Origin of the sequence: Fodinicola acaciae (genome assembly GCF_010993745.1) — a bacterium.
Classification (GTDB): domain Bacteria; phylum Actinomycetota; class Actinomycetes; order Mycobacteriales; family HKI-0501; genus Fodinicola; species Fodinicola acaciae.
The window spans coordinates 2651770-2668738 of record NZ_WOTN01000001.1 but is presented as its reverse complement, the minus strand read 5'-3'; the positions used below and the strand labels follow the sequence as shown (position 1 = coordinate 2668738).

At 69.7% G+C, this 16969-nt stretch carries 17 protein-coding genes, 1 tRNA gene and 1 riboswitch; of the genes, 10 read left to right on the top strand and 8 right to left on the bottom strand.

The features are described from left to right. Positions 1 to 83: 83 nt before the first annotated feature. Positions 84 to 719: a nicotinamide mononucleotide transporter family protein gene (locus GNX95_RS12460; RefSeq protein WP_163507250.1), complete on the bottom strand. Its 636-nt coding sequence runs from the start codon at positions 717 to 719 to the stop codon at positions 84 to 86. A gap of 57 nt (positions 720 to 776) precedes the next feature. Then, positions 777 to 906: riboswitch (FMN riboswitch) on the bottom strand. 778 nt (positions 907 to 1684) lie between these two features. On the opposite strand from GNX95_RS12460, the gene GNX95_RS12455 reads away from it, so the two are divergent. From GNX95_RS12455 to GNX95_RS12435, 5 genes are read left to right on the top strand one after another with little or no spacing between them, the layout of a single operon-like run. Then, a complete protein-coding gene (locus GNX95_RS12455) occupies positions 1685 to 1849 on the top strand; it encodes a hypothetical protein (RefSeq protein ID WP_163507249.1) in 165 nt (54 codons plus the stop codon). A 31-nt stretch (positions 1850 to 1880) separates the two neighbouring features. Continuing rightward, the gene (locus tag GNX95_RS12450) at positions 1881 to 4160 is read left to right on the top strand and encodes a DUF4135 domain-containing protein (RefSeq protein WP_163507248.1); all 2280 of its coding nucleotides are present in this window, start codon (positions 1881 to 1883) and stop codon (positions 4158 to 4160) included. After that, on the top strand, positions 4157 to 5233 hold the full coding sequence (locus tag GNX95_RS12445) for a hypothetical protein (protein ID WP_163507247.1): 1077 nt from the start codon (positions 4157 to 4159) through the stop codon (positions 5231 to 5233). Before GNX95_RS12450 ends, GNX95_RS12445 begins: the two co-directional genes overlap by 4 nt. An 11-nt stretch (positions 5234 to 5244) precedes the next feature. Further along, the gene (locus GNX95_RS12440; protein WP_163507246.1) at positions 5245 to 6441 is read left to right on the top strand and encodes a JmjC domain-containing protein; all 1197 of its coding nucleotides are present in this window, start codon (positions 5245 to 5247) and stop codon (positions 6439 to 6441) included. Further along, on the top strand, positions 6431 to 7702 hold the full coding sequence (locus tag GNX95_RS12435) for a lanthionine synthetase C family protein (RefSeq protein ID WP_222853537.1): 1272 nt from the start codon (positions 6431 to 6433) through the stop codon (positions 7700 to 7702). The genes GNX95_RS12440 and GNX95_RS12435 overlap by 11 nt, the downstream gene beginning before the upstream one ends. Here GNX95_RS12435 and GNX95_RS12430 read toward each other — a convergent pair. Then, on the bottom strand, positions 7688 to 8101 hold the full coding sequence (locus GNX95_RS12430) for a MarR family winged helix-turn-helix transcriptional regulator (RefSeq protein WP_163507244.1): 414 nt from the start codon (positions 8099 to 8101) through the stop codon (positions 7688 to 7690). The two genes, GNX95_RS12435 and GNX95_RS12430, sit on opposite strands and share 15 nt — an antisense overlap. Positions 8102 to 8174: 73 nt before the next feature. Here GNX95_RS12430 and GNX95_RS12425 point away from each other — a divergent pair, with 73 nt between their 5' ends. Continuing rightward, positions 8175 to 8915 carry an alpha/beta fold hydrolase gene (locus GNX95_RS12425; protein WP_163507243.1) on the top strand — a complete coding sequence of 247 codons (741 nt, stop codon included), beginning with the start codon at positions 8175 to 8177 and terminating at the stop codon, positions 8913 to 8915. A 2-nt stretch (positions 8916 to 8917) separates the two neighbouring features. Here GNX95_RS12425 and GNX95_RS12420 read toward each other — a convergent pair whose 3' ends face one another. From GNX95_RS12420 to aceE, 3 genes are all read right to left on the bottom strand, one after another. Next, positions 8918 to 9790: a hypothetical protein gene (locus GNX95_RS12420; RefSeq protein WP_163507242.1), complete on the bottom strand. Its 873-nt coding sequence runs from the start codon at positions 9788 to 9790 to the stop codon at positions 8918 to 8920. Next, positions 9787 to 10146 (bottom strand): hypothetical protein, encoded by a 360-nt coding sequence (locus tag GNX95_RS12415; protein ID WP_163507241.1) that lies wholly within the window; start codon positions 10144 to 10146, stop codon positions 9787 to 9789. Before GNX95_RS12415 ends, GNX95_RS12420 begins: the two co-directional genes overlap by 4 nt. Positions 10147 to 10297: 151 nt before the next feature. Then, positions 10298 to 13072: a pyruvate dehydrogenase (acetyl-transferring), homodimeric type gene (aceE, locus tag GNX95_RS12410; protein ID WP_163508011.1), complete on the bottom strand. Its 2775-nt coding sequence runs from the start codon at positions 13070 to 13072 to the stop codon at positions 10298 to 10300. A gap of 110 nt (positions 13073 to 13182) precedes the next feature. Between aceE and GNX95_RS12405 the strand changes: the two genes are divergently transcribed. The 3 genes from GNX95_RS12405 (at position 13183) to GNX95_RS12395 (ending at position 14616) form a co-directional block, all read left to right on the top strand. Next, the gene (locus tag GNX95_RS12405; protein WP_163507240.1) at positions 13183 to 13587 is read left to right on the top strand and encodes a secondary thiamine-phosphate synthase enzyme YjbQ; all 405 of its coding nucleotides are present in this window, start codon (positions 13183 to 13185) and stop codon (positions 13585 to 13587) included. 106 nt (positions 13588 to 13693) lie between these two features. Beyond that, the gene (locus GNX95_RS12400; protein ID WP_163507239.1) at positions 13694 to 14125 is read left to right on the top strand and encodes a DUF3052 domain-containing protein; all 432 of its coding nucleotides are present in this window, start codon (positions 13694 to 13696) and stop codon (positions 14123 to 14125) included. 32 nt (positions 14126 to 14157) lie between these two features. Further along, on the top strand, positions 14158 to 14616 hold the full coding sequence (locus tag GNX95_RS12395; protein WP_163507238.1) for a peroxiredoxin: 459 nt from the start codon (positions 14158 to 14160) through the stop codon (positions 14614 to 14616). A gap of 61 nt (positions 14617 to 14677) precedes the next feature. On the opposite strand, the gene GNX95_RS12390 is transcribed toward GNX95_RS12395, so the two are convergent. Next, positions 14678 to 15337 (bottom strand): alpha/beta fold hydrolase, encoded by a 660-nt coding sequence (locus tag GNX95_RS12390; protein ID WP_163507237.1) that lies wholly within the window; start codon positions 15335 to 15337, stop codon positions 14678 to 14680. Between the two features lie 95 nt (positions 15338 to 15432). On the opposite strand from GNX95_RS12390, the gene GNX95_RS12385 reads away from it, so the two are divergent. Further along, positions 15433 to 15504, top strand: a tRNA-Val gene (locus GNX95_RS12385). A 244-nt stretch (positions 15505 to 15748) separates the two neighbouring features. On the opposite strand, the gene GNX95_RS12380 is transcribed toward GNX95_RS12385, so the two are convergent. Together GNX95_RS12380 and GNX95_RS12375 are read right to left on the bottom strand one after the other, a co-directional pair. After that, on the bottom strand, positions 15749 to 15904 hold the full coding sequence (locus GNX95_RS12380) for a hypothetical protein (protein ID WP_163507236.1): 156 nt from the start codon (positions 15902 to 15904) through the stop codon (positions 15749 to 15751). Between the two features lie 189 nt (positions 15905 to 16093). Continuing rightward, complete coding sequence (locus GNX95_RS12375) at positions 16094 to 16942, bottom strand: TrmB family transcriptional regulator (RefSeq protein WP_163507235.1); 849 nt, start codon at positions 16940 to 16942, stop codon at positions 16094 to 16096. Between the last annotated feature and the right edge of the window lie 27 nt (positions 16943 to 16969).

Here is a 16969-nt window from a genome sequence, read left to right as displayed (position 1 = left end):
GGTAACGAAAGTGACCGCCGTTTAGGCGTGCCGCGGTCACTTTTGTTACATGCGAGCTCGCTGGAGCGTTTAAACGTTCCGGGTCAACTGGCAGGCGCGAGTTGCCGCTGCTCTCGTTGGAGGCGGGCGGACCTGGCCCAGGAGACCCAGCCGATGATCACCAGGACGGCGAACACGGCGTACACGGCCGCGGAGAACCACAGGTGCGACTGGATCTGCAGCGGTACGCCGACCGCGTCGACCAGCAGCCAGACCAGCCAGAACTCCACCAGCCCGCGGCCCTGCGCGAAGAAGGCGACGACGGTGCCGACGAAGATCCACGCATCCGGCAGCGGAGCCCACGACGCGTGCAGCGCGCTGAGCAGCCAGGCAAACAGGCCAGTGCCGACCATGAGCGCGCCGGCGAGCAGGCCGCGCTCGGGCCAGGTGGCCTTGCGTACGGCGATGCCGTAGACGGCGTCCTTGTTGTGCTGCCAGGCCCACCAGCCGTAGACCGAGATCAGCAGGATCACGACGTTGCGCGCGGCCAGGCCGCCGAGGTGCGCGGAGGTGTAGACGGCGACCAGCAGGATGGTCGCGGCGATCTGCACCGGCCAGGTCCAGAGCGTACGGCGCTGCGCCAGCAGGACGACCGCGAGCGCGCAGATCTGGCCGACGAACTCGGCCCACGAGATGAACTGGCCAAAGACCGTCAGTCCGGTCGTCAGCAGAATGTGCACGTCCCGCTCCCTCACAGCCACCGACCGGGGTGGAGGCAGCGCGCACACAGGATGCGCGTGCGCAGCCTCCCATCCGGACTTTCACCGTCGGTCCCGGAATTCCACCGGATCAACCCTCCGGCCAAGGCCAGCGGGCTCGCGGACTGTCACCGCCGGTTCGGACTTTCACCGACCCCGGAGCGCACGAACTATTCCTAGCGATCAAGCAACCGCAAGTGTCGCAGTATTCCCGGCACCGCGCAGCGACTCATCACACAGCCGAGTAGTCGTATGTCCATCCCGCGCGCCGGCTTCGTGCCGCCGAGGGCTGATCGGGCGGTTGACCGGCGCGGTACGTGATGGCCGACGACGAACAGGCGCCGGACCGGACGGTGTTGGCCGACCTGACCGCTCCGGCCGTACGCGCGTGTCGCCGCGGCGACACTTCGACGGTGCCGGGCCGGAGGCGCGAGCTCGGCCTGACCGAGGACGAGGCGCTCGGCGCGGTCGCCGCCTTTGTGGATCCTGGCCGCACCGACGATGTCATCGGCGAGGCCTTACGTTTCACCGTGCCGTCACCGGTCATGCTGCGCACTGTCGGGGTGATCCAGTCGCGGTCTGGCGGTCCAATGTGGACGGTAGGCGCAACGTCGCGAGATCCTTTCCCGGCAATCGATTCGTCCACATCTCCACGGCGTCCAAAGCCAACGCCGGGCTGGATCGCCACCGGACGGCTCGAACTTCTGTGCGTAGCGGCGAAAGTTTCGGCCCAGCCACGGCTGACCCGACACGCCTCCGCTATCACCCGCGGCCACCTCGTTCGCCGGGGCGGCCGACTGGTGGCGACGTCATATCATGTCGCGGCGGCGAGTGGAACAGTCATTGGCGGGAAATCGTTTTTCCGCTAAAACTCGGCCGGCTTCCTTGTCTGTCCCGGTGGACCGGATGCAGTCTTTCGTAGGTCCGTCCACAGAAAAGGAGGCAAGGTGACCGCACCTGTCCAGGACAAGGCAACGACCGAGTTCGATCTGGTGATCGGCGACCTCGAGGTCGAGATTCCAGAGCTCGACGACACCGTCGCGGCGCTCACCGACGGGCACACGAATCCATCGTGTGCGCGCTGTACGTGCATCAACGTCTACTGCTTCTGACCGGGGGAGAGGCCGCAGGTGCGTCGGCGCGATGGCTGAGTTTTCCTGCCGGATGACCGATCCTGGCGTCGACGCCGGCTCCGGTCCGCTGCCGCCGGCGGCGGGCCGGCTGCTGGCCGCGGTGCGCGACGGCCGCGCCGAGCGGATGTTCCCGCCGGTCGTCGGACCGGGACCGGACAACACGTTGAGCCTGCGGCGGCACCTCGCCGGCGACGCCGACGCGCGCGCCCTGGCGCGTACGCTCGCGGAGCCGCGTTTCGCCCCCTTCCTGGCCGCCGTCGACCGCCTTGACGCCTGGTGCGCGAGGCAGGACTTCGAGGCGCCGCACCTGCTGAGTGTCGCCAATGGCGACCTTTTCGGCCCGATGATCTGCGAGGCATTCGTTGCCTGCGCGGAAAAAGACGCCGACACATTGGTGGCCGCGAGATGTGCGCAGACAGCGGCATTCCTTGACCTTTTCCTGACGCGACTGCGACGCGATCGGCGCGAGAGTTGGCCGGACCGGCCGGAACTACGCGGACCGGTGACCGGCTTGTGGGCCAATGGCGAGGAAACGCACAACGGCGGGCAGCGGGTCTTGCGCGTCGACTTCGCCGGCGGCGGCCGGGTGGCGTACAAACCGCGGCCGGCGTCCGGAGAGCTGCTTTTTCTCGGCGAGGACTCGGTTTTCGCGATGCTCAACGAGCTGGCGGGAGCAGGCCTGCCGGTGCTGCCGAGCTGGCGAGGCGCCGGTGACGACCGGCTCGGCTATTCCTGGCAGGAGTGGGTCGAGCGGCCGCGCCAGTGGGACGTTTTGCGGCGACAGGACGGACACACACTTTCGGGTACGCGCCTCGAAAGCGCCGAGGCCGACCAGTTCTGGCGGCGTGCCGGAGCGTTGACGGCGGCCTGTTTTGCCTTTGGCATGACGGATCTGCACGGTGGCAACCTGCTGGCCGGCGCTCGCGCTGATGGCGAGCCGATGCTCTATCCGGTCGATCTGGAGGTCTTTTTCGCCGAGACACCGCGGCTCGCGCACACCGCGCTGGTGTATGCACCGACGACCGGGATGACGCACCACGTGGGCCTGGAAAACGAGGCTCGTTGGTGCGATGTCGACGGCCAGCCGGTCTGTTGGACCGAGGAGCCGGACGGCACGCTCTCGCTGCTGCGGCGCGACCGGTCGATCACCAGGACCGCGACCCGCTCCGTCGTCGGCGACACCGACGGCCGGATCGGCTACGGCCCATATCTGCCGGCCATGCTGCGCGGCATGTTCGAGGCCTGGACGTCGATCTGCCGCCATCAGGAGCGGATCCGCGAGATCGTCGAGAGCGCGGACGCGTACGCGCGAGTGATCCGTCGCGCCACCTCGATCTATCTCACCGGCGATTCCGAGGTGGACTTCGACGAGTCCGAGCGCGAACAGCTCGACAACGGCGACGTCCCGTACTTTTTCCGGCCGCTCTCGGGCGGACCGCTGCGTACGGTCGGCTCGACCGTGCCGGCCACCGACTCGGACCCGCCGACGCCACTGCCGTGGCCGCGGATCGCTGAGCGGCTGACCCTGTCCGGCCTCGGCCTCGCCCTGCGCGATGCCGTGGAGCACGTCTTCGACGACATCCCCGAGCACGTCGCCGCCGACGCGGGCGTACGTTTCCACCTCCACGGACCGCAACACGGGCAGGTCAGCTTCGAGTGGCCGGAGGCCGGCCGCCGCGTCACGTACGGCTGGGACGGCGGCAAGGTGCGGCTGGCGGTCGACGCGATCGACACACCGCCGGCGCCAGTGCCGGTGCCGCCCGCCGCCGAGATCCGGCAGCGGTTGCTGCGGATGGACCGCGTCGACGCCGCGCTGCGGATGCCGTGGGCTCGCGGCGGCTTCGCCGACGAGGCGCTGCATCGCCGCCTGACGATGCTGGTGGCGGCCGGTGCGAGTTGGCTGCGCGAGGTGCTCGACCAGCACGGCTGGCCAGGCCGGTCGATGGTCGGCCTCGCCGCCACCACCGCCGCGAGCCGGCTCGTCCAGCATCTGGAGGACGACCTGCCGCTGCAACGGCGCTGCCTGGACCTGATGTCCCGCGCGGCTGAGGCCGGCGACTTTCCGACCCGCGAGGTCGCGTACGCCACCGACACCGTCCGGCTGGCCGAGGGACGGCGGCAGGTCTATGGCACCAAGTTCGACCGGGTCGGCGGCGAACTGGTGCCGTGTCCGCTGGAAGACCCCGAACGGGTCGACGAACGCAGGAAGGCGATGGGGTTGGGGCCACTTGAGGAGTACGCGCGTGAGCTGCGGCAACGGTTTGCGCTGACCGGGACGGAGCCGTCGTGACCTGGCCGGAGATCGCCGAGCACTGGGACCGTGACCCCGTCGTCGTCCCGGCGACCCCGCCGTTGGGGCCGGCGGACGTGTTCGCCGCGATCGTCCGCGCGAGCGCGCCGTTTCGCGCCGGCACCCGGTTTCAGGCGCTGCCGGACGTACGGTTTCGCGCCGGCGACGGCGTGATCCGCGCACCTGGCGGCCTGCTGCCCGGCGACGGCGACGCGGACTTGGACGGCTATCTGGACCGGCTCGACCAAGCCTGCCTGCTGACCGTCGAGCAGCCGCTGCTGCTGGATTTCGCGCTCTGGTCGGCCGTACGCGATCGGCTGGCGGAGCTGTGGCGGCTGGTCGGCTGGCCGCTGCTGCCGGTGGTGCCAGAGTTCGTGATCGGCCACCGCATCGCCGACCAGAGCGACACCGCGACGCACGCCGTGCTGGCGTGGGTCCTCCGCGGGACCGTACGCGCCGACTCCGGTCCCGTTCACGAAGGCGAGCTCGCCTACTGGCCGCAAGCGCCGCGGCTCACGTACGACGAGCGCTGCCTGGTGCTCCGGCTGCGCGTCCCGACCGACCAGCGCCTCGCCTTTCTCGCGGTCAAGGACCTGCTCGCCGACGCGATGCAGGCTCGTCGCGGCTCGGACGCCGTGCCCTTCGGCGGCGACCCGGCGGTGCAGGTCGGCGCGGTGGCCACCGAGTTGCGCGAGTGCGTACGCGACCCGGCCATCGAGCGCATGCTGCGGGTGCAGGTCGCCAAGCGGCGGTCCGCCGGCGGCCTGGAGCCGGTGCCGCCGCCGCGCGCGGCCGTGGAGCTGACCGTACGCGACCGCGTCCGCCGGACCGCCGACGTACTGCGGCTGCCGGACGGTCCGGGCCGGTGGATCTGGGCCGTGAACGGCCACGGCGTACCACTGGCGGGAAGCGCCGCCGAGCGCGTGCTGGCCGAGCTGCCGATGCACCGGGACGTGCTCATCGGCGACCTGTGCCAGGCGGTCGGAGCCGGCGACCGCAGCGGCAGCGTCACCGCACTGCTTGGCATGTTCTATCGGCTGCACGCGATCCAGCTCGTCGAGAAGGGGACCTAACGGTGCTGGTCATGGAGTCCCTGGACTGGGACGTGTTCGCCGACCGGTGCTGGGACCGCCAGCCGGTGCTGGTCCGGCGGCTGCCGCGGCCGCCGTTCGAGCCGCACGAGGTCTTCCAGGCCGCCGTGCTGGCCGGCCGGCCGCCGCGACCGGACAGGTTTGCGCCAAACGCGCAGTTCACCGTCGAGCGCCGCCAACAGGTCGTCCCCGGCGACTTCCTGCCGGAGCCGTCCGACGGCTCGCTCGCCGGCTATCAGAAGCGCGTCGCCGAGCTCGTGGGCGGGCGCCGGTACGCGCTGATCCTGCACGCCTTCCACGCCTTCTCGTATCCGCAGTGGCAACGCGAGCGCGACTTCTATGCGGGCCTGTGGCAACGGGTCGGTCAGCCGCTCAGCGGCGCGATCACGACGATGTTCCACGGCACGTACGAGCACAGTCCGGTCGGCGTCCACAAGGACCGCTTCGCCACCTTCATGTTCGGCCTGACCGGCCGCAAGCGGATGCGCTTCTGGCCGGGCCGGCCGTGGTCGGAGGAGGTCAGCACGGTGCTGGACTACCAGCCGTATCTGGCCGAGTCGTTCGCCGTCGAGGTCGGTCCCGGCGAGCTGCTCTACTGGCCGTCCAGTTATTACCACGTGGGGGAGAGCGCCGGCGACGGGCCGGCGACCAGCGTCAACGTCGGCGTACCGCGGGAGAACCACCGCGCGAGCTATGACCTCGACGATCTCGTCCTGGATCTCGATCCGGCGACCGTCGCCGATGCGGCCAATGCCCTCGGCCAGTTTCCGCGACCGGACGCGCCATTGTCTGTTGCCACAGCCGACGACGCGTTGGATGACTCGCTGCCGCCGGTGTTCGCCGAAGCGCTGTCGTATTTCCGGACATTTGCCATAGACGAGCGTACGGTCGATCGGTCGCTGCGCCACCGCACGGCCGGCGGATTCCGGCCGGTGCCGCCACCGGAGGTCCGCCGCGATCTGCCGGACACGACGACCGTCCGGCGTGCCGCCGAGCTCGTCTCCGCGGACGGCCTGTGCGCCGCCAACGGACACACCGTAAGGCTCGTGCCGGCGACCGCGGCGGTCGTCGACCGACTGCGGGCCGATGAGCCGGTGCGGGTCGCTGACCTGCCGGAATCCGACCGGGCGGCGGCCAGGCGACTGTTGGAGACGCTGGAAACGTTCCGGGCCGTACGGCGTGGGGCGTGAAGAGGCGGCGGCGGTCGTCACCACGGTCGCGTCGAGGCTGTCCGACGCCACCGCCGTCGCGGCAGTCGCCGGCGCGCCCGACAACCAGCTTGACGCGCTGCCGGAGCCGATGCCGGTGTGGCGGCCGGACACGCTCGGCGACGGCCATCCCGGGATCGCGCTGCTGTTCGCCGAGCTCGCCGCTGGCGATGCCGCGTACCGTGCCGTCGCTCATCGTCATCTGACCGCCGCCACTGGTGTCGTACGCGGTAGCCGGCCGCGGCTGTTTCGCGGCGCCGCCGCGCTCGCCTTCGCCGGCCACGCAGCGGCGACCGCGTACGGCGGTTACGCGGAGATGCTGGAACGTCTCGACCGGCACATCGCCGCGCGCGTGGTCGAGCGATGCCGCGAGACCGTGACGGCCGTACGCGCTGGCCAGCCGGTTGGTGCGGACGAGCGCTACGACGTGATCAGCGGTGTCGCCGGCCTTGGCCGCTATTTGTTGGCGCGAGGCGATGCGGCTCTGACCGACGTGTTGGAGGGGCTGGTCGCGATCGCGCTCGCTCCGGACGTGCGCGTCGACGGCGTGTCCACGGCGGCCTGGCTGTCCGGCGCAGGCGACAAGGCCTGCGTCAACCTCGGCCTCGCGCACGGCGTGGCCGGACCGCTGGCGCTGCTCGCGGTCAGCCGGCTGGCCGGCCACCGGGTCGCCGGCCAGGACGAGGCGATCGCGGCGATCGTCGCGATCCTGCGGCGGTGGCGTACGACCGACGGCTCCGGTCCGTACTGGCCGCTGTGGGCCGGCGTCACCGACCACCGCGGCTGGTCGCCGCCGGAGCGCGGCAGGGACGCCTGGTGCTATGGCGCCGCCGGGATCGGCCGTGCCCTGTTCCTGGCCGGAGCCGCGCTCGACCGTACGGACTGGCAGGCCGACGGCTGCGAGGCGGTGATCGGCGCGATCGCGACGGCGAGCGACGAGACGCTGCACGATCCTGGCCTGTGTCATGGCTGGTCCGGACTGCTCCAGATCGCGCTGCGGATGCTCGCCGACACCCGCGACGAGCGCTACGAACTGGCCGCCGGATCGCTCGCTGCGCGGGTGTTGGACGCGTACGACCCGGGCAGTCCGTTTGGGTTCCGGTACGTGCAGTCGGTCGCGCCGCGGCCGGCCGATCGGCCGGGGTTTCTGGACGGCGCGGCTGGTGTCGCGTTGGCGTTGCACGCGTATGCGACCGGTGTGCCGCCGCGTACGTCCTGGGACGCCGCGCTATTGCTCACCTAGGAGCAGGTCGAGCAGGTCGCCGAGCGTGTCGAGCTGCGCCGCGTCGAGCGGTGTGAACGACTTGCGAAGCACCCGGTCGGCTCGAGCCTGACCGGCGCGCCGGACCTCCTCGCCGCGCTCGGTGAGGCGGTGCCGGACCGCGCGACCCGGCCCCGGCACGCGTTCGATCAGGCCGCGGTCGACCATCCGCGTCGCCAACGACCCGAACGACTGGTCGGTCTGGAAGGTCAGCTGCGCCAGGTCGTGCAGCGACGCCTCCGGATGCCGGTGCAGGTGCCGCAGCGTGTCCCACTGCACCAGCGACACGCCGAGGTCGGTCAGCGCCTCGGTGAGCGCGCGGTGGTGCCGGTGCTGCAGGCGCTTCACCAGCAGACCAACCTCCTGCGGCGATCGACTCATGATCAGCATGTTATCGCAGCTTCCTTATCTAAGGTTCCTTGTATAAGGTTGCTGATAACTTGAGGAGGCTCCGATGACAGTGGTTGTTTCTCGCGGCGGGTCGGTCGACGTGACGGTGGCCGACAGCGGCACCGGCCAGCCGTGTCTGCTGCTGCACGGCGGCGCCGGACCGGCCTCGGTGGCCGGCTTCGCCGCGCGACTGGACGGCCGCGTGCTGGTGCCGACGCATCCAGGCTTCGACGGCACGCCGCGGCCGGCGTGGTTGGACAGCGTACGCGGCCTCGCCGAGGTCTACGCGGCGCTGCTGGAAGAGCTGGGGCTCGACGACGTCATCGTGATCGGCAACTCCGTCGGCGGCTGGATCGCCGCTGAGCTGGCACTCGCCGGCAGCGCGCGGATCGGCCGTACGATCCTGGTAGACGCGGTCGGCATCGTGGTCGACGGGCATCCGGTCGCCGACATCTTCGGTCTCGACCTCGGCCAGATCGCCGAGCTGAGCTACCACGACCCGGAGCCATACCGGATCGACCCGACCACCTTCACCGACGCGCAACGCGCCGCGCTGGCGGCCAACCGCGCGACCCTGCGGACGTACGCCGGTGACATGACCGACGGCACGCTCCGCGGCCGGCTCGCCGCCATCGCCACGCCGACCCTGGTCGTGTGGGGGGACAGCGACGGCATCTGCGATCCGGACTACGGCCGGGCGTACGCGGCGGCGATCCCAGGTGCGCGCTTCGAGCTGCTGGCGGACACCGGCCACGTCCCACAGATCGAGAGCCCCGACGCGCTCCTGAAGGTCATCGCCGGCTGACCTCAGCGCACCTTCACCCGTCCGCCGGACAGCTCGTACAGGTCGCGCAGCAATGGCTCCAGGTTGGTGCTGGACGACAGTCCCCAGTATCGGCTGATGATGACGATCTCCACCTGCCGCGACCCGCTCGTGCCGGGTAGTGGATCTCCGGACGAGCCGATCACCAGGCTTCGCGTCTGGACATCGCGTCGCTCGGCGATCCAACCGACCGCCGACCACGGCGCGAACTGCAGTCGCCGTCCGTGTGCCATGTACCAGACGCCGCGCTGGTCGGCGGCGAAGACCCGGCCATGGTCGCCGAGATATCTGCGGCGGATCACGATCGGTTGCGGTGTCGGCCTGGCCTGTATGGCGTCCCGGTGGCTGCCGAGCTGCCGCAGGACGAGCAGGACCTCGTTGGGCGGCACCGGTGGGCCGTCACGGCGGCGGCAGTTGCCCAGCGGCACCTTGATCATTCGAGGCAGCGAAGGCTCGGAGTCCACCGCGACCGGAGTGACGGTCAACCGCAGCTGTGCGCGGCCGAACCAGGTGTACTGAGCCGTCACGTTCGCGACCGCCGACCAGGGCAGCCGCCGCACCCGTCTGCGGCGCCACCAGAATCCGGACGAGTCGGCCGCGAGCGTTGGCTCCGTCTGCCGTCCCGCGTACGCGCCGATCGCCACAAACAGCACGCTGGCCGCTGTCACACCGATCCCGATCCAGGCGTTGACGGGAAGCTGCCTCTGGACGCCGGCGGCCCGCAGGAGCACGGGAAAGACGATGCCGACGGCGATGGCGCTGACGATCTGCCGTGGGCCCAGATGCCGGCGCGGCCGCCAGATCACGACCGGCGCGTCCGCCGGCACCTTCTTCAGCGGCTCAATGTTGGCCGTCATCCTCGGACCCAGCCGCCGGACAGGCGTTCCAGCACGCTGCCGATGTCGGCGTCCGGCAGCGGCCGGCCGTACTGCCGGCAGTCGCCGAGCCGGACGGCGATCACCGCCGGCAGTGCCGGATCGGACACCGTCGCGGCTTTGGTGATCGTGAAAACCAGCCGCGAGCTGTCACAGGTCGTACGGTCGATCGCCGACCACGGCAGCCGCCAGACCTGGCCGCCGAACACGCCTCCGCGCCGCCACCAGATGCCTTCCGTACCTGCCGCGAAGAGGGGCCGCGACCGGTACGCGCGTCGTCGCCAGATGACGACCGGTGCGTCCACCGGCACTGTCGACACCAGCTCGCCGTACGCCATCGCGGACCCCGCTTCCCCCGAAACCGCAGCACTTCAGGGACGGGTCCACAGCCCCGATCGGTTGCACGATCGCGCCGTGAAAATCCACGGCCACCGCGAGGCGGACGTTTTGACGGCCAAACCGGCAAAACGTCACCCTCGCGGTGATTCGCTAGCTCTCGCCGCCGGGGTTTTCGGCGGGCGGCGCGGCCGATACGTCATCGAGCCGGTATTTCTCCTGAGCGTTCTTCACGACATCCGCGGACACCGCGCCGGAGCGGGCCAGCTGCCGCAGCGCCGCGACCGCGATCGACTCGGCGTCCACGTGGAAGAAGCGGCGCAGCGCAGGCCGCGTGTCCGAGCGGCCGAAGCCGTCGGTCCCCAACGACACGAAGTCGTTCGGGACCCACTGCCGGATCAGGTCCGGCACGGCGCGCATGTAGTCGCTGACCGCCACAACCGGACCGTGCGCGTCGGCCAGCGCCTCGGCGATGTGCGGCGTCACCGGGGCCGGGTCGTTGGACAGCAGCGCGGCCTGCTCGGCGGCCACCGCGTTGCGGCGCAGCTCGGTCCACGAGGTCACCGACCACACGTCGGCGGCCACACCCCACTCCTCGGCGAGCAGCCGCTGCGCCTTCATCGCCGCCTGCATCGCCACACCGGACGCGAGGATCTGCGCCGGCTGCGCGTCATCGCCGACCTCCGGTGCCTTCGCATACCGGTAGATGCCGCGCCGGATGCCTTCCCGGACCTGCTCCTGGTCCAGCTCGGTCGGGAAGGCCGGCTGGTTGTACGGCTCGTTGTAGACGGTCAGGTAGTAGAAGATGTCCTCCGGCTTGTCGCCGTACATCCGCCGCAGCGCGTCCTCGACGATCACCGACACCTCGAAGGCCCACGCCGGGTCGTACGCGACGACAGCCGGGTTGGTGGCCGCCAACAGCAGCGAATGGCCGTCCTCGTGCTGCAGGCCCTCGCCGTTGAGCGTCGTACGGCCAGCGGTCGCGCCGAGCACGAAGCCGCGGGCCATCTGGTCGGCGGCCGCCCAGAAGGCGTCACCGGTGCGCTGGAAGCCGAACATCGAGTAGAAGATGTAGACCGGGATCATCGGCTCGCCGTGCGTCGCGTACGACGTGCCGGCGGCGGTGAACGACGCGGTCGAGCCGGCCTCGTTGATGCCTTCGTGCAGGATCTGGCCAGAGGTCGACTCCTTGTAGGCCAGCATCAGCTCGCGGTCGACCGAGATGTAGCCCTGGCCGTGCGGCGAGTAGATCTTGGCCGTCGGGAACAGCGAGTCCATGCCGAATGTGCGCGCCTCGTCAGGGATGATCGGCACGAACCGCGCGCCGATCTCCTTGTCGCGCATCAGGTCCTTGAGCAGCCGCACGAAGGCCATGGTGGTGGCGATCTTCTGCTTGCCGGAGCCCTTCTCCAGCTGCTTGTACGCCTCCGGGCCGGGCAGGATCAGCGTCTTGCCCTTGGACCGCCGGTCCGGCAGGAAGCCACCGAGGGTCTTGCGGCGCTCCATCATGTACTCGTACTCGTCGCTGTCCTTGCCGGGGTGATAGTACGGCGGCAGGTACTTGTCCAGAGCCGAGTCAGGGATGTCCAGGTAGAGCCGGTCGCGGAAGCCCTTCAGGTCCTCCACGGTCAGCTTCTTCATCTGGTGGGTGGCGTTGCGGCCCTCGAAGTGACTGCCCAGCGTCCAGCCCTTGATCGTCTTGGCGAGGATGACCGTCGGCTGGCCCTGGTGCTCGGTGGCCGCCTTGTAGGCCGCGTACAGCTTGCGGTAGTCGTGGCCGCCGCGCTTGAGGTTCCAGATCTCCTCGTCGGTCATGTTCTCGACCATCTTGCGGGTGCGCGGGTCCTGGCCGAAGAAGTGCTCGCGGACGAACGCGCCGGACTCGGCCTTGTAGGTCTGGTAGGAACCGTCCGGCGTGGTGTTCATGACGTTGACCAGCGCGCCGTCGCGGTCGGCGGCCAGCAGCGGGTCCCACTCGCGGCCCCAGATCACCTTGATCACGTTCCAGCCGGCGCCGCGGAAGAACGACTCCAGCTCCTGGATGATCTTGCCGTTGCCGCGTACCGGGCCGTCCAGGCGCTGCAGGTTGCAGTTGATCACGAAGGTGAGGTTGTCCAGCTCCTCGCGCGCGGCCAGGCCGATCTCGCCGAGCGACTCCGGCTCGTCCATCTCGCCGTCGCCGAGGAAGGCCCACACGTGCTGCTGGCTGGTGTCCCTGATGCCCCTGGCGTGCAGGTATTTGTTGAACCGGGCCTGGTAGATCGCGTTGATCGGGCCGAGCCCCATCGACACGGTCGGAAACTCCCAGAAGTCCGGCATCAGCCGCGGATGCGGATACGACGGGAGGCCGCCCTCGGTGTGCGAGAGCTCCTGCCGGAAGCCGTCCAGCTGGGCCTCGGTCAGCCGGCCCTCCAGGTAGGCGCGCGCGTACATGCCGGGGGAGGCGTGGCCCTGGAAGAAGATCTGGTCGCCGCCGCCGGGGTGGTCCTTGCCACGGAAGAAGTGGTTGAAGCCGACCTCGTAAAGGCTCGCGGAGGAGGCGTACGTGGAGATGTGGCCGCCGACCTCGATGCCGGGCCGCTGGGCGCGGTGCACCAGCATGGCGGCGTTCCACCGGACGTACGCGCGGATGCGGCGCTCGACGTACTCGTCGCCGGGGAACCACGGCTCCTTCGCCGGCGGGATGGTGTTGATGTAGTCCGTGTTGCGCAGCAGCGGCACGCCGACCTGGCGCTCACGCGTACGCTCCATCAGCCGCATCATCAGATATCGGGCCCGGGTCTTGCCGGCGTTGTCGATCACCGCGTCGAGCGACTCGATCCACTCCGCGGTCTCTTCCGGGTCGATGTCGGGCAGCTGGCTGGGGAGGCCGCCGATGATGACCGGCGGTCGCTCGGGTACGGACGTCAAGGTGTTGTCCTTCTCGATTCAGGGCCTGCTCACTCGCGGGTTGCGCGAGTGCGTGGACTTGACGTCCATCTTAGGTCCGCTGGGGTGTCATCCGGATATGTGAGCCTCGTTGGTGCACCCTAGTGGCCATGGAAAGCGCGCTCATTTCGGTACGCACCGGACCGCGGCAGGCCGTCGTCGACCTGACGACCCGCTGCGAGCGGTTCGTCAGCGACTTCGGCGACGGGTTGTTGCACGTCTTCGTGCCGCACGCGACCGCCGGTGTGGCCGTGCTGGAGACCGGCGCCGGCAGCGACGACGACCTGCTGGCGGCGCTGGACACGCTGCTGCCGACCGACGACAGGTGGCGGCACCGGCACGGTTCGCCGGGACACGGCCGCGACCACGTCGTACCGGCGTTCGTCGCGCCGTTCACGGTCGTACCGGTGCTCGAGGGGCGGCTGGCCCTCGGGACCTGGCAGAGTGTGTGCCTCGTGGACACCAATGGCGACAATCAGGACAGATCGGTCCGATTGTCTTTTCTGGCCGGGTGAGTGGGTCAGTGGCGCTACTTTGTGTCGCACGGTCGTACCACTTGCGCAGGTGACCCCGAGTGTGTGGACTACCTGCAGCAAGTCGAGCGATAGGAGAGTTGGGGGAATGGTAGGCGGTACCGCGCCTCAGACGGACGGTGCGAGTCCGGCGGAACGGCTTGGCATCGAGCCGGACGCCTTCGTGCTGGAGATCGGCCACGGCGCTGACAGCGACGAGGAGTTGCGTAAGGCGATCGTCGAGCGGTCCGGCAACGAGTTGCTGGACCCGGACACGAACGAGGTCGTCGACGTCGTGCTGCTGTGGTGGCGGGACGGCGACGGTGACCTGTTCGACGCGCTCGTCGACGCGCGCAGTCCGCTGGCCGAGGACGGTGTGATCTGGGTGCTCTCGCCGAAGTCCGGCCGGGACGGCCACGTGCCGCCGAGCGACATCAGCGAGGCGGCGCCGGCCGCCGGCCTGCAGCAGACCTCGAACCTGAACGCGGCGAAGGACTGGACCGCGACCCGGCTGGTCGGGCCGCGCCGCCCCAAGCGTTAGGTTTGCCTCATCGATTCGATGAGGAGGCATTCATGGCGGTCGAGGTTGGCGCGCAGGCACCTGACTTCACCCTGAAGGACCAGAACAACCAGGAAGTCACCCTGTCGTCCTTCCGTGGCGACAAGAACGTCCTGGTGGTGTTCTATCCGTTCGCGTTCAGCGGCATCTGCACCGGTGAGCTGTGCGCCGTACGCGACGACCTGTCGACGTACCAGAACGACTCGGTCCAGGTGCTCGGCGTGAGCGTCGACCACGTCTTCGCGCTGAAGGCGTGGGCCAACCAGGAGAAGTACGAGTTTCCGCTGCTGTCCGACTTCTGGCCGCACGGCGCGGTGGCCTCGTCGTACGGCGTCTTCAACGAGAAGGCCGGCATGGCGCTGCGCGGCACGTTCCTGGTCGACAAGTCCGGCGTCGTACAGTTCGCCGAGGTCAACCAGCCCGGCGAGGCGCGCGACCAGAGCGCCTGGAAGGCCGCGCTGGAGAAGGTCTGAGCCTTGTGGCCGCATGGCCACCATGCGTGCGCTGGACGCACGCATGGTGGCCATGCGACCTTCAGGCCAGGTCCAGCAGCACGTTGGCGACCAGGTCCGGGCGGCTCCACTGTGGACAGTGGCCGGTGGGGATCTCGCGTACGTCCGCGGTCAGCCAGAAGTCCGGTGCGACGACCTCGTCGAGGCGGTCGTAGAGGCCTCTGACGTACGTGCAGGGCAGCTCGCGCCACGCCGCCCTGGTCACCGCGTGGTGCCCCGTCGCCGCGTTCGCCGGCCGCAGCCGGTGGACGGCGTCCCACGCGCGTACGCGCGCGCAGTCGTGGAACAGCATCGCGACCGCACCGGCCGGGTCCAGTGTCATCGACCCGTCGGCGTTGACGGTCACCGGCTCCTCGGCCGCGCCGTCGTCGCTGAGGTTGACCAGGCTCTCGCCTACGTCGGGCACCACCGCGGTCAGATAGACCAGGTGTTTGGCCTCCCGCACCGCCTCGGTGATCACGGCGCCCGCGTACGAGTGCCCGCAGACGACCGGCGCGCCGGCCTGCTCGACGGCCTCCCGTACGGCCCGCACGTCGTCCTCGAAGCCCTTGAGCTGGCCGACACTCGGCAGGTCGACCAGGTGCGCGCGTACGCCGGCGTTGCGGAGGATGCCGGCCACGTCCTCCCAGATCCACGGACCCAGGAACCCGCCATGAACCAGCACCACGTCCGCCCTGTGCACGCTCTGCTCCACCAGCCCGGCCCTCGGCTCACCGGCACCGAGAGCGTGTCCGATACCCTAGACGCCGGCCGGGTATGCCGCTCGGCGTACGCCCGGGGCGCATAGCTCAGTGGAAGAGCACTCGCCTTACAAGCGAGGGGTCGCTGGTTCGAACCCAGCTGCGCCCACTCGACCGAAGGTTTCGGGTGGTTGGCGGGCACGCCTTCCCAGTGTTCGATCATCGTCATCACACTGGGGGCGGAGCCCCCGGACCCCCATCCGTGTGGTCGCTGTGCGTCCCAGGGTTGGAGCAATGACTCGTGCGGCCCACCCAGGGTCGTTTCGCGCTGCCGGGTGTGGCGTAATGGCTGTTCTGGCTCGACACAGGCCGGCTGTTGGGGCGCGTACGTCATTGCCCGGCCCCGGCGATGGCTAGCGGCCGATACGGCGGCGGACTTGGTCGATGACCTCGCTGATTTCCCGCACTCGCAGCGAAACCGCGAGTCCGACGTACGCCGCGCCACCGACGACCAATGCCGGCAACAGGCCCGCACCTGACCACAACCAGGCCGGCCACGTTGCCGCCACTGGACGATGGGTTCCGTCCTCGAGCCTGAGGCCTGGAGTCAGCCGCTGAGACTGGGCGACCTGCGGTCGGCGGTCATTGATGTCGTCGAAGGCAGGTATACGTCGACATCGAAGGCCTGAAGTTTCGACACGAAGACGATCTTGGCCGATCACCTCCGACGCGACAAGGCCGGCTGAATGCGGCCGGTCTCATGCGTCTGGCGCCTCGGACCGTGTTTGCGGTGCCTGGTCTGTGATCGGGCGGAGCATCGCCTTCATGCCGGGTGTGGTGAGCAATTGTTGGTACGTGTCGGGGTCCATGGCGTTGATCAGCAGGCGTCCGCTGATGTCGGCCTTGAGGTATTCGACGGCCAGGAGCGCGATGATCGGGTTGGTGGTGAGTGTCGCGTGGTCGGGGCTCCGGTCGCCGAACTCGGCCACGATGGCGTCGGTGTCGTCGGCGACCACCACTGCGAGTCGCCGCCCGGACAGGCGAAGGCGTGCGCTGGCACCGCATTCGGTGAGGTCGTAGGTGTGGGGCCCGGTGAGCGTACGGGGGCCATAGATCGCGACGTGGGTCTGGATGCCTCGGCCGGGCGCGGCTTCGAGTGGGCCGCGGAACTCGTCGAGTTCCTCGTCCCAGATTCCGGCGAAGATGCTTTGCTTGGCCTCGGCGATCGTGCGGGTGAACGCGTGGATGATCGCGTCGCGGCCGCTCAGCGACCAGACCAGGCCGGGTTCTCGTTCGGTGGGGAGCCGGTCGAGTGCGGCCTGGGCCGCTTCCACGTCGGTGTCGTATCGGGCTCGCAACTGTTGGAGCAGCCAGTGGTGGGGGACGGCGGTGTAGCGGACCGGTTCGGAGCGGTTGACCAGCACCGCGCCGCGGGCTTCGAGCCGGGTGAGCGTCTCGTACACCTTCGACGGCGGCATCCCGGCCCGGCGACCGACCTCCGCGCCGGTGATCGCGGCCCGGCCGACCAGTGCGGTGTACGCCTGCGCCTCGTACTGGGTGAAGCCGAGGCGGGTGAGGACGGAGATGAGCTCACTGTCGACGGCCATGACCGCGAGCGTACCCACTTTGCCGAA

Coding starts and splice junctions, on each gene's coding strand:
- GNX95_RS12450 (WP_163507248.1), top strand. CDS start 1,881: ATGGCTGAGTTTTCCTGCCGGATGACCGATCCTGGCGTCGACGCCGGC.
- GNX95_RS12440 (WP_163507246.1), top strand. CDS start 5,245: ATGGAGTCCCTGGACTGGGACGTGTTCGCCGACCGGTGCTGGGACCGC.
- GNX95_RS12430 (WP_163507244.1), bottom strand. CDS start 8,101: ATGAGTCGATCGCCGCAGGAGGTTGGTCTGCTGGTGAAGCGCCTGCAG.
- GNX95_RS12425 (WP_163507243.1), top strand. CDS start 8,175: ATGACAGTGGTTGTTTCTCGCGGCGGGTCGGTCGACGTGACGGTGGCC.
- GNX95_RS12420 (WP_163507242.1), bottom strand. CDS start 9,790: ATGACGGCCAACATTGAGCCGCTGAAGAAGGTGCCGGCGGACGCGCCG.
- GNX95_RS12415 (WP_163507241.1), bottom strand. CDS start 10,146: ATGGCGTACGGCGAGCTGGTGTCGACAGTGCCGGTGGACGCACCGGTC.
- GNX95_RS12405 (WP_163507240.1), top strand. CDS start 13,183: ATGGAAAGCGCGCTCATTTCGGTACGCACCGGACCGCGGCAGGCCGTC.
- GNX95_RS12400 (WP_163507239.1), top strand. CDS start 13,694: ATGGTAGGCGGTACCGCGCCTCAGACGGACGGTGCGAGTCCGGCGGAA.
- GNX95_RS12395 (WP_163507238.1), top strand. CDS start 14,158: ATGGCGGTCGAGGTTGGCGCGCAGGCACCTGACTTCACCCTGAAGGAC.
- GNX95_RS12375 (WP_163507235.1), bottom strand. CDS start 16,942: ATGGCCGTCGACAGTGAGCTCATCTCCGTCCTCACCCGCCTCGGCTTC.